The organism is Sphingopyxis sp. Root154 (genome assembly GCF_001427105.1).
Taxonomy (GTDB): Bacteria; Pseudomonadota; Alphaproteobacteria; order Sphingomonadales; family Sphingomonadaceae; genus Sphingopyxis.
In genome coordinates this window covers 831,341-843,256 of sequence record NZ_LMGI01000001.1, presented here as the reverse complement: position 1 = coordinate 843,256, position 11,916 = coordinate 831,341, and the positions used below count along the sequence as shown (strand labels likewise).

Annotated in this window: 8 protein-coding genes; 6 read left to right on the top strand and 2 right to left on the bottom strand. The window is 66.1% G+C overall.

Going from position 1 to position 11,916, the window contains the following annotated elements:
- Nucleotides 1-220 precede the first annotated feature (220 nt).
- The 5 genes from ASD73_RS03695 to ASD73_RS03675 all read left to right on the top strand — a co-directional run bounded on the left by ASD73_RS03695 (nucleotide 221) and on the right by ASD73_RS03675 (nucleotide 7,067).
- Entirely contained in the window at nucleotides 221-1,492 is a 1,272-nt protein-coding gene (locus ASD73_RS03695; RefSeq protein WP_056369030.1) for an aldehyde dehydrogenase family protein, read from the top strand.
- Nucleotides 1,493-1,560: 68 nt separating this feature from the next.
- Nucleotides 1,561-2,499 carry a hypothetical protein gene (locus tag ASD73_RS03690; RefSeq protein WP_056369031.1) on the top strand — a complete coding sequence of 313 codons (939 nt, stop codon included), beginning with the start codon at nucleotides 1,561-1,563 and terminating at the stop codon, nucleotides 2,497-2,499.
- A 157-nt stretch (nucleotides 2,500-2,656) separates the two neighbouring features.
- A complete protein-coding gene (gene galU, locus ASD73_RS03685) occupies nucleotides 2,657-3,514 on the top strand; it encodes a UTP--glucose-1-phosphate uridylyltransferase GalU (RefSeq protein WP_056370327.1) in 858 nt (285 codons plus the stop codon).
- Nucleotides 3,515-3,536: 22 nt separating this feature from the next.
- Nucleotides 3,537-5,693, top strand: a complete 2,157-nt coding sequence (locus tag ASD73_RS03680) for a polysaccharide biosynthesis tyrosine autokinase (RefSeq protein ID WP_082521391.1) — start codon at nucleotides 3,537-3,539, stop codon at nucleotides 5,691-5,693.
- A 12-nt stretch (nucleotides 5,694-5,705) separates the two neighbouring features.
- Nucleotides 5,706-7,067, top strand: a complete 1,362-nt coding sequence (locus ASD73_RS03675; RefSeq protein ID WP_056369033.1) for a hypothetical protein — start codon at nucleotides 5,706-5,708, stop codon at nucleotides 7,065-7,067.
- A gap of 7 nt (nucleotides 7,068-7,074) precedes the next feature.
- Here ASD73_RS03675 and ASD73_RS03670 read toward each other — a convergent pair whose 3' ends face one another.
- Nucleotides 7,075-8,319, bottom strand: coding sequence for an acyl-CoA dehydrogenase family protein (locus ASD73_RS03670; protein ID WP_056369035.1), 1,245 nt, complete (start codon nucleotides 8,317-8,319; stop codon nucleotides 7,075-7,077).
- Nucleotides 8,320-8,414: 95 nt separating this feature from the next.
- Entirely contained in the window at nucleotides 8,415-9,326 is a 912-nt protein-coding gene (locus ASD73_RS03665; protein WP_056369037.1) for a LysR family transcriptional regulator, read from the bottom strand.
- A 210-nt stretch (nucleotides 9,327-9,536) separates the two neighbouring features.
- On the opposite strand from ASD73_RS03665, the gene ASD73_RS03660 reads away from it, so the two are divergent.
- Nucleotides 9,537-11,912 (top strand): TonB-dependent receptor plug domain-containing protein, encoded by a 2,376-nt coding sequence (locus ASD73_RS03660; RefSeq protein WP_056369039.1) that lies wholly within the window; start codon nucleotides 9,537-9,539, stop codon nucleotides 11,910-11,912.
- Nucleotides 11,913-11,916 lie beyond the last annotated feature (4 nt).

Sequence of the window (11,916 nt, the reverse complement as noted above, 5' to 3'; positions counted from 1 at the left end):
GAGCGGAGGCAATTGAAAGGCGAAATGATCGTTCCCAAAATCCCGACCCAGAACGGGACAAGGTGAAAAAATGCGATATATTAGAAGCGGATAATTCGGGGCTTTGCCTAAACGACGGCCAGGCGAATTGGCTGCAATGCGACGAAACGCTTCGACTTGATCTTGCCACGGGTCGGCGTCGGAGTAGAAGCTGGACAGGATAAAATGCGGGAAGGGTGAGATGCTGGAAGCGCAACGTGGGGCATTTTTCGCCGACTTGCCGGTGTCGCTGGCCATTCGCCGCGACCGGCTGCGGCGCGCGGTGCTGATGATCGAAAAAAACGCCGATGCGCTGTGCGACGCGCTCGCCGCTGACCAGCCGAATCAGGATTCGGACTCCGCCAGGCTTATCGAAGTGGCACCGGCGCTCGCGGCGCTGCGGGCGTCGATCGACGGGGTGGGCCGCTGGATGCGCGCCGAAAGCGGGCGCGGGCTGCTCGCGCGGCTGCGCGGGGCTGGCGACTATTTGGAATATCTGCCGGTCGGCGTGATCGGCATAGCGGCGCCGGCGTCGCTGCCGCTGCTCCGGACGGCGGGCATTCTCGCGGGGGCGCTCGCCGCGGGCAACAGGGTGACGTTGAAATTCGACGCGGCCTCGGTGCAGCTGGGCCGGCTGGTCGGCGAGCTGGCGCCGGATTTCTTCGATCCGCTCGAACTGGCGGTGGCGTCCGGCGCGGACTTTGCACAGCAGGCGTTCGACCTGTTGGTGACCAGCGAACCGCAGGAAGGCGATGGGGCGACGCTTGCGCGTTCGGACAAGTCGCCGGTCATCCTCGGGCGCTCGGCCGATTTTGCCAAGGCGGCCGACAATGTGATTGCACGCAAGCGTCTCAAAGGCGGACGCGCGCCGCTCGCGCCCGACTATCTTCTCGTGCCCGAAGAGCAGGAAGAGGCGATGGCTTCATGGCTGTGGCGCGCGGCGATGCAGCCCGGGGTGAACGAAGCGGCGTTGCCCGACGCCGAACATCGACGGCTGGCGCGGCTTTTGGATGACGCGCGCGCGCGGGGGGGCGAGGTGATGACCGCGGAGCCGCGCGGGCCGGCTATGCCGCTCCACATCATTCGCCACGCCAGCGAGGACATGCTGGTGATGCAGGAGGAGTTTCGGGGGCCGATCCTGCCGCTGCGCAATTATGCGCGGATCGAGGATGCGATTGCCACGATCCACCGGCGACCGCCGCCGCTCGCCATCTATTATTTCGGCCGTGATGCCGGCGAGCGCCGGCACGTGCTGGAACACACGCTGTCGTCGGCGATCGCGATCGACGGGCGAATTCCGTCGGCGGCGAAGGCCGGTGCGGGCATGACGCTCAACATCGACCATGGCGAAGCCGGCTTCCGACGGTTCAGCCGGACGAGGCACGTTTGTCGCGAGCCTTTGGTCGGTTTTTCGGGTGCGTCCGCGCGCGACGCCGGCGACGATCTGGGTGGAGCAGCGCCCGCGCTGCACTGACCCCGGACGCGCCACGCCGCGCCGCATCGCGCTGGCCTTGATCGGTGCGCTCCGATTAGCGCGGCGGCATGGATGACCCATCCTCTCGCTTCGCCGCCAAGCCGGTTCAGATCAATGCAGGGGGCGAGCCGGTCTATTTCGTGGAGTCGGGCGCCGTTTATCGCGGCGTGCGCGCGCGCGATGTCGGCAACGGCCTGTTCGTGATCCGCGAGCCGGTCCACAATGTGCAGATCGCCAATATCAGCGTGGCGGGCGGCTACCGGGTGATCGAGAACAAGGCGGCGCCGGAACTGGCGGGGGCGGGAAGCGTCGGGCTCCGCGTGCGCGGGGCGCGGGCGACTGATCTCGAACGCAGCTTCGCCCGCATTCGGTATGACAGCCATGACGGGGTGATCGAGGATGTCAGCGCGAGCGGCATGCTGACGACAGGCGCGACCGACCTGCCGGTCGGCATCGCCTTCGACGGCACCGCGCACGACTTCCGGGTCGAGCGCTGCTCGATGCGTGGTTTTCAATGGCAGCGCAAGGCCAGGCAATATTGGAATGGCGACGGTTTCTCGACCGAGCGGGGCAATGCGCGGATGTTGTTTCGCCAATGCGCCGCGTGGGACAATAGCGACGGCGGATTCGACCTGAAGTCGACCGAGACTTTGCTCGACGACTGCGTCAGCGGCCGCAACGCGCGTAACTTCCGGCTCTGGTCGAGCATCCGCGCGACGCGGCTCAGCAGTCTCGATCCCGTCAAGATCGGCGGGATCGGCGACACCAACCATTTCACGATCATGGCGGCGAAAGGCGCGGGAGAGCCGCTGGTCATCCATATCGAGCATCTGGTGGTGAAGAGCGACCGGGGCTGGCCGATATTTGACGTGCACCACGGGCCAGCGAAAATCATCATCGGTTCGCACGATATCCAGGTGCCGCCGGGCACGCCGCTGGTCCGCTCGCGTGGCGGGGGTTCGGTGCCGGGCGGAGTGTCCTTTGCCGGGACACCTCCCAAGCTCTGAATGGCCTGGCGCACTTTGGACACGTTTCGACGCCGGGCTCTTGCTGCAATGCAGCGTAAAGGCGCAGGTCGCTCCTCGGCAGCACGTGGCGATCGTGTTTGCCGATCCAACGCTGGTTAATTGGGGGGGAACCCAGCGACCAGAAAAGGGTGAAAAGATGCGAAAAATACGCAAGGCCGTGTTCCCCATCGGCGGCCTTGGAACCCGGTTCCTTCCGGCGACCAAGTCGATGCCCAAGGAGATGCTGCCCGTCGTCGACCGGCCGCTGATCCAATATGCGGTCGACGAGGCCCGCGAGGCGGGTATCGAGCAGTTCATTTTCGTGACCAGCCGCGGCAAGAGCCTGATCGAGGATCATTTCGACCACGCTTTCGAGCTTGAGGAGGCGATGGCCCGGCGCGGCAAATCGCTCGCCGCGCTCGACGGCACGCGCCCGTCCCCGGGCGATATCGCGATCGTGCGGCAGCAGGAGCCCCTCGGGCTGGGCCATGCCGTATGGTGCGCCCGCCGCCTTATCGGCGACGAGCCTTTCGCGGTACTGCTGCCCGACGATCTGATGGTCGGCGAACCCGGTTGCCTCAAGCAGATGGTCGAGGCCTATGCCGACGTCGGCGGCAATCTGATCTGTACCGAGGAAGTCGCGGCGGAGGACACGCATAAATATGGCATCGTCACGCCGGGCACGAGCGCCGGCGCGATTACCGAAGTCAGGGGACTGGTCGAAAAGCCGGCTCCGGACGTCGCACCGTCCCGGCTCGCTGTCATCGGCCGCTACATCCTCCAGCCCGAGGTGATGAACATCCTCAGCAATCAGGAGGAAGGCGCGGGCGGCGAGATCCAGCTCACCGATGCGCTGGCGCGGATGATTGGCCAGCAGCCTTTCCACGGCGTCACCTTCCAGGGAAAACGCTATGATTGCGGCGACAAGAGCGGCTTTGTGACCGCGACGCTCGCGCTGGCGCTCGCCCGTCCCGACATCGCGCCCGCGGTGCGGGCTTTCCTGGCTGCCGCGTAATATGGACGCAGTCACACGGCACATGCCGCGCGGCCGGGAAGCGGACACGCAGGTAGATCGGGGCGCGCTGATCGACCTGCGCCGGGTAGGCGCGGTGCTGCGCCGGCGGTGGATGATATTATGTGCGGCGATGGCCGCGGCGATCGTGATCGCCGCGGCCGCCTATCTCGTCGCCGAACCGCGCTACCTCGCCACCGCGCAAGTCGCGCTCGAGCGTTCGGCAGAGCAGGTGATCAAGGTCGATTCGGTGATCCCGACCACCGATCCCGATTCGGCGGCGGTCGATACCGAGGTGCAGGTACTTCGCTCGCCCGAACTCATCGGGCGGGTCGTCGACCGGCTCCGGCTCGTCCGCGATCCGGCGTTCAACAGCGCGGCGGGAGATGGGCAGCCGACGGCGCAGCCCGATCTGATCGGGCGCCAGCGTGCGATCGGTACGGTGCTGAACGGGCTGACGGTGAAGCGCGACGGGCTTTCCTATGCAATCAGCGTCTCGTTCGAGGGCGGCACGCCGGTGCAATCGGCGCAGATCGCCAATGCGCTGGTCGACGATTATGTATCGGGGCAGGTCGGCTCGAAGACCGAGGCAACGCATCGCGCGCGCGGGTTTCTCGAAGAACGTCTCCAGGACCTTCGCGCGCAGGTAGTCGGCGCCGAACGCGAAGTCGCCGACTATCGCGCCGCGCACAGTCTTTTCGCGGTCTCCGAAGCGAGCAGTGTGACGCAGCAGGAGCTGTCGGGGCTTTCGACCCAGCTCGCTCAGGCGAAGGCCGAAAACGCCGCGGCGCAGGCGCGCCTTTCGGCGGCACGCGCGCAGCTGAGCGGCGGGCGGACCGGCGAGGAGCTTGGCGATTCGCTCGATTCACCCGTGGTCAGCCAGTTGCGCGCCCAGCGCGCCGAGGTGGCGCGCGAGGTCGGGGCGCTCGAAAAACGTTATGGTCCGCGCCATCCCGATCTTGTCCGCGCGCAGAGCCAGCTCCGCGTCGCCGATCAGCAGATCGCGGCCGAGGTGCAGCGCATCGTCGCCAATGTCTCGATCCAAGCGAGCATTGCCAACCAGCGCGCGGGTTCGCTCGCGGGTTCGGTGGCGCAGTCCGAGGGCAAGCTCGCCAGCGACAATGCGGCGTCGGTGCGGCTGAATGAACTGGAGCGCAACGCCGAATCGGCGCGGACGCTCTATCAGGCGTTCCTCGATCGCTATCGCCAGACGGTCGCGCAATCGGGGCTCGAGCGCAGCGATGCCTATATCGTCAGCCGCGCACGCGTTCCCGGCGCCCCGAGCTCGCCCAATATGCTGATCTATGCGGCGATGGCCGTCGTCGGCGGGCTGGGCATCGGAGTGCTGCTCGTCGTCCTGCTCCAGCTGCTCGAACGCGGGCTCGAAACGAGCGATGCGATCGAGGATGCGTTGGGGCTGTCGACGCTCGCCGCGATCCCCGACGCCAACACGTTGCCCGGCTATCGCAAGCTGGGCCCGCCGGCGCCTCCGGCGGAATTGCTGCTCAAGCGACCGCAATCGACCTATGCGGAGGCTTTCCGCACGCTTCGCACCTCGATCCAGTTCGCCGAGGCGGCGAACCCGATCCGCGTCGTCGCGATTACCTCGGCGGTGCCGGGCGAGGGCAAGACCACGACCGCGATGGGGCTGGCCCGCGCGGTAGCCGCGGCGGGCGGCAAGGTGCTGCTGATCGACGCCGATGCACGTCGCCGCGCTTCCAGCCGGCAGTTCGCCGAAGGCGTGACGTTGGGGCTGGACGAGGTGCTGGCGGGGCAGGCGACGCTGGAGCAGGCGATCGTCAAGGACAGCATGTCGGGTGCCTTCCTGCTGCCGCAGCGGACCGATTCCAAGGGCGTCGGGCTGACCGAGAGTCCGCGGCTGGCCGAGCTGATCGAGCAGGTGCGCGAGCGCTACGACCTCGTGATCCTCGACACGCCGCCGGTGTTGCCGGTCGACGAGGCGCGCGTGATCGCGAGCATGGCCGACGGCGTGGTGTTCCTCGTGCGCTGGCGCAAGACGCCGACCAAGGCGGCGTCGGTGGCGCTGCGGCGGCTGTACGATGTCCACGCCGAGATGCTGGGCGCGGTGCTGACGCTGGTCGACGTACGCGAGCAGGAGCGGGCCGGTTATGAAGATGGCGGCACCTTCCTGAAGGCGTACCGTCCCTATTATGCCGATTGATCCGGCGGCGCCGTGACCGCGCAGGCGCTACCTTATGGCCCGGCGTTCGGGCTCGGCATCTTGCTGCCGGTGACGGCATTGCTGCTCGTTGCGCTGGTCATCGCGGCGCGGCGGGCGGGCAGCGTCGCGGGCGCGTTCGTGGTTGTGGCGCTATGGATGCGCTACACGGCGGGCGCTTATCATCTCTACATGTTCCAGCCGCTCGCGGGCGGGCTTTCGGGCAACGCCCTGCTCTCGATCGGGATCACCGCATTCGGGCTGCTCTTTGTGGTGCGGCCCGCCAATCTGGCGCTCAAATGGCTGCTGCCCGTCTATGCGCTGGTCGGGCTCGCGCTGCTCAGCGCCGCACTCAATGGCGATGCAGCGGGCGGGATCAACGTGGCGGTCAAATATGCCTATATGATCGTCATCATGATCGCGGTGTTTCAGGCGCTGCGCAGCGATCCCGACGCGCGGTTCCTGAGCTGGGCGATGGTCTCCTTTCTGCCGCTGCTCGTCTTTCAGGCGCTGTCGCTGGCGCTGAACCTGCCCAAGGGGTCGGAGGATGGCGACGGGCTGGTGTGGATCGGGGGCTATAATCACGAGGCCGCCTTTTCGGTCGCGATGATGACTGGGTTCCTCGTCGGCTGTTTCGCCAAATCGGCGCCGCGCGGCGTCCGTGTCGCCTTCTTGGCCGCGACCTTTCTCGGTATCCTGCTCGCCGGCTATCGCACGACGATCCTCGCCGCCGCGCCGCTAGCGCTGGCGGTCTTCCTGAGCGGGTTGACGCTGAGCGTGAGGCGCGACCAGCGCGTGCCGATGGCGGTGACTGCGGTGGTGGCGGGCGTGCTGCTCGTCTCGTTCGCCGCCCTGTCCTACAGCGAGAGTTTCACCGACCTAGCCGCCTTCCTCTCGGATCCCGCCGGGCTGATCAAGCCGCCGCGCGACTTCGACCTGCTCGAACGGCAGGTGATGTCCGCGCGCCCGTTAATCTGGAGCAGCTACATCTATGCGTGGGCAGAGGGCACGCCTGTCCAGCACCTGTTCGGGCTGGGGCCGGAGAGCTGGGAGGGCGTGTTCAAGGTGTATCCGCACAACACGCTGGTCGCGACGCTCTACGAGCTCGGCTGGTTCGGAATCGCCGCGATGATTGTGCTGTGGACCGTGATGTTCGCTGCGGCGGCTTCGGCGCACGGCGAGCGCTTCAAGCTGCTCGCGGCGCATTTCGCCTTCTTCCTGCTCAACATGGCGACGATGCCGTTCTGGCAGGTCGAGGGGCTGGCGCTCTATGGGCTGCTCTGCGGCTACACCGTTTACGCCGCCCGTGCGGCGCCGCACCCGCAGAAGCGGTTACGGCGCCAAATCCCGGGCGCTAGAATGCGGCCGTCGTCGTAAGGGTTTTTCAGTGCCGCCCGAGTTCGTCGCGGCCGACCACCATATAATGAACCTCGTCGGGACCGTCGGCGAAGCGCAGGTGGCGCACGTCGGCATAGAGATCGGCGAGCGGGGTCCATTGCGAGATACCGGTCGCGCCGTGGATCTGGATCGCCTGATCGATGATCTGGCAGGTGCGTTCGGGGACCATCGCCTTCGCCATGCTCACCCAGACCCGCGCCTCGCGATTGCCGAGCAGGTCCATCGCCTTTGCCGCCTTGAGCACGATCAGGCGCATCGCCTCGATCTCGATCCGCGCGCGCGCGATCACTTCCAGATTCTTGCCGAGCTGCGAGATCTGGCGGCCAAAGGCGGTGCGTGAATTGCCACGCTTGACCATCAGGTCGAGCGCGCGTTCGGCCTTGCCGATCGTGCGCATGCAGTGATGGATACGCCCCGGCCCGAGGCGCATCTGCGAAATCTCGAACCCGCGACCCTCGCCGAGCAGGATATTGTCCTTGGGCACGCGGACATTGTCGAAGCGCATGTGCATATGCCCCTGCGGCGCATGGTCGGCGCCGAAGACGTGCATCGGGCCGAGCACCTGTACGCCGGGCGTGTCCATGGGCACGAGGATCTGCGAATGCTGGGCCTTTCGCGCGGCTTCGGGGTTCGTGTTCACCATGCAGATCAGTATCTTGCAGCGCGGATCGCCGGCGCCGCTGATGAAATATTTCTCGCCGTTGATGACCCATTCGTCGCCTTCGAGGCGCGCGCGCGTTTCGAGGTTGCTGGCATCCGACGAGGCGACGCCGGGCTCGGTCATCACATAGGCCGAGCGGATTTCGCCGTTCAAAAGGGGTTTAAGCCAGCGCTCCTTCTGTTCGGGCGTGCCAACCATTTCGAGCACTTCCATATTGCCTGTGTCGGGCGCCGAGCAGTTCAGCGATTCCGATGCGAGCGGCGACTTGCCGAGCTCGGCGGCGATATAGGCATAGTCGAGATTGCTGAGCGGTGTCCCGGTGTCGCCATGCGGCAGGAAGAAATTCCACAGACCCGCGGCCTTCGCCTTGTCCTTCGCACCTTCGAGCAGTTCAAGCTGGCCCGGCGCCCAGCTCCAGCGATCGGCGCGGCCTTCGCCGAGCCGGAAAAATTCCTCGGTGATCGGATCGACATTCTCGGCGATGTGGCGTTTGACCGCGTCGAACAGCGGCTGCGCCTCCTTCGACATCCTGAGGTCGTTGAGTTCGGCTTCGAGTTCGATCTCGGTCATGGCAATCCTCCGCTGGGTTTCGCCCGCAGCTTAGCCACGCCATGTCATCAAGGAAAATGATAGGAGCGAATATGTGATATTCACAATAAGAATGACTATGCGGTCTGCGCCAGCTCGTCGGCGATGATCGTGCGCAGCCAGCCAAGCCCCGGATCGGCCTGCGCGGCCTGATGCCAGTACAGATAGCTTCCGCCTTGTTCGACCGGCAGCGGCAGGTCCACGAGCTGCATCGGCCACATCGCGCCCAGAACCTCGGCATGCGATCGCGGCAGCGAAAACAGCATGTCGGATGTGGCGACGATCTGCCACGCGGTGATCGCATGCTGACAGCGGACCGCGACGCGCCGCGCGAGGCCCATGCGGCCGAGCGCGATGTCCTCGATCCCGGGGCCATAGGGCCGCGAGGTCGCGATAATATGCTCGAGCGCGAGATAGGTATCGAGGTCGATCGCGCCATGGACGCGTGGATGCCCCTTGCGCGCGACAACGACGATCGGCTCGGTCCCCAGATAATTGCGCTGGAGCCGGTCGTCGGCGGGCAGCGCGACATCGAGCGCGAGGTCGAGGTCGCCGCTCGCGAGCATCATCACAAGGTCGCGGCGGCGGAAGGTCACGCTGGCGAGCGCGACATGCGGGGCTTCGCGTCGGACGCGCGCAACGAGCGAGGAGAAGCGCGGCATCTCGCCCGAGAGGCGCACGCCGATGCGGAATTCGCGCGTCGCCTCGGCGGGATCGAACGATGCCGCGGCGTCGAGCGCCGCGTCGAGCCCGCGCAATGCCTCGCGCACCGGCCCGGCGATCGCGCGCGCCGCCGGGGTCGGCACCAGCCCGTTGCCCTGCCGTACGAACAGCGGATCGTCGAACTGCGTTCGCAAACGCGTCAGGGCGTGGCTGATCGCCGGCTGCGACAGGTTCAGGTGGCGCGCCGCCGCCGACACGCCGCCCTTGACGAAGATCGCGTCGAATATCCGCAGCAGGTTGAGATCGAATCTGGCGAGCTGCCGCAAGACGTCCTCCTCTGCGAAATCGGCGTGTGACGGATAATGGGCCTAATCGCTAATGATGCGGAAGTGAAGCGCCGCCCGCAGAAGCGCTCCCGTTCGTTACGGCCATCGTCCCCGATCGGTATCGAGCGACACCGGTTTGTCACAATGAATTTCTAGGGCGCGACGGCAATCAAAACATAACTCTCCCCCGTCGAGATCCAAGGAGCATCCATGAAAAGCCTCACCGCCTGCGCGCTTGTCGCGCTGCAATTTGTTGCGCCCGCGACGGCCTCGGCCGGAGAGATGGCGACGGCCGGAACCGAAAGCGCCGAGGGCGAGACGATCATCGTCACCGGCACGCGCGATGCGCGGCGGACCCAGTTCGACACGCTGGCCCCGATCGACGTTCTGTCGGGCAGGGCGATCGACAGCAGCGTGTCGAACGACCTGTCGGATACGCTCGGGCAACTCCTGCCGTCGTTCAACGTCCAGCGCCTGCCGGCCGCCGATGGTCAAGCGTTCGTCCGCCCCGCGACTTTGCGCGGCCTGTCGCCCGACCAGACGCTCGTCCTCGTCAACGGCAAGCGTTATCACCGTTCGGCGCTGCTCGGCACGCGCGGCGCGCAGGCGGCCGACCTTGCCACCATCCCGAACCTTGCGATCAAGCGGATCGAGGTGCTGCGCGACGGCGCATCGGCGCAATATGGTTCGGACGCGATCGCGGGCGTGATCAACATCATTCTCGACGATCAGCCCGGCATGACCGCCTTCGGCCAATATTCGAGCTATTATGAAGGCGACGGCCAAAGCTATCAGACGGGCGGGCAGGGCGGCGTCGCGCTCGGCGACCGCGGCGTGCTGGTCTTCACCGGCGAATTTACGAAGTCCGATGCGACCTCGCGCACGCGGCAGCGCCCCGATGCCGAGGCGTTCCAGGCGGCGAACCCGAATCTCGACGTGCCGAACCCGGTGCAACGCTGGGGCCAGCCCGACCTGCGCTCGGTACGCGGCGCGGTGAACGCCGATTACGAGATTGTCGATGGCGCGACCATCTATGCCTTTGGCACTGTCGGGAGCGGGGAGGGGGTCACCGACTTCAACTGGCGCAATCCCGCCGGCACCGCGAACGTCTATAACCCTAGTACGGCGTTTCCGGGCTTCAGCTTCCGGAGCCTCTATCCCGCCGGCTTCACCCCGCGCTTCGGCACCAAATACGATGATTTCCAGACCGCGGGTGGCCTCCGCGGCGAGGCCGGCGATGCCTTCACCTATGATCTCAGCGCGGCGCTGGGACGCAGCCGCATCAACTACAATATGGGAGAATCGCTCAACGCCTCGCTCGGTCCGGCCAGCCCGACCAGCTTTTACCTTGGGCGATTGTTACAACGCGAGTTCAACCTGAACGCCGACTTCGTGTATCGCCTGCCGCTCGGGCTGGTCGAGCCCGCGAATATCGCGTTCGGTGCCGAACGGCGGAAGGAAACCTATGCCATCCGGCCCGGCGATCCGGCTTCCTTTGCGATCGGCGCCGGCGCGGCGACGGGACTGGCGCCGAACAGCAACGGTTTCCCGGGCTTCAGCCCGTTGAGCGCGGGCGAATGGTCGCAGACGAGCTATGCTGGCTATCTCGATGTCGAGGTCAAGCCGGTCGAGATGCTGACGCTTGGTGCGGCGGGGCGTTACGAGGATTTCTCGGCCTTTGGCGACACCTTCAACTACAAGCTGTCGGCCCGCCTCGAACCCGTGAGCGGCGTGGCGCTGCGCGCGACCTGGTCGACGGGTTTCCGCGCGCCGACCCCGGCACAGCTCAACGCGCTCACCACCAGCCAGGGACTCGACACGCGAACGCTGCAGATCTTTAACACCGGCCGGCTGTCGCCGAGCGATCCGATCGCGGTCGCCCTCGGCGCCAAGCCGCTGACCCCCGAAAAATCGCGTACGCTGACCGCGGGCCTGACCTTTCAGTCGGGTTTCGGGCTGACGGGCAGCATCGACGTCTATCAGATCAAGCTGCGCGACCGGTTCGGCCAGTCGGCGACCTTCGCGGTGCCGGCCAACCTGCCCAATCCGCAGCGCTTCACCGCGGTCACCTATTTCACCAACGACTTCGACACGCGCACGCGCGGGATCGACGTCGTGCTCGCCTATGCGCGCGACGTCGGGCGGGGCAAGGCCGACATCAGCCTTGCCTACAACTATAACCAGACGCGGGTGACGAGCGGCACGAGCGCGTCGATCGGGAACGAAACGCAGCGGATCCTGTTCGAAGATCGCTTGCCCAAGCATAATGGCACCGCCTCGCTCGGCTATACGATCGGCCGCTTTGGATTGCAGGGCCGCGCGCGCTATTATGGCGCGTGGACCGACGTCAGCGGCAATTCGACGGGCGAAGTCTTCCAGCGCTTCGGATCGATGGTGATGTTCGACCTGTCGGCCAGCCTCCAGCTGAACGATCATCTGTCGATCCGCGCGGGGGCCGAGAATATCTTCGACACCTATCCCGACGAGGCGACCAACCAGGCGGTGCGCGGGCTGATCTATTCGCGCAATGCCCCCTATGACACCGACGGCGGTCAATATTATGTCCGCGTCGGGATCACCTTCTGACGGC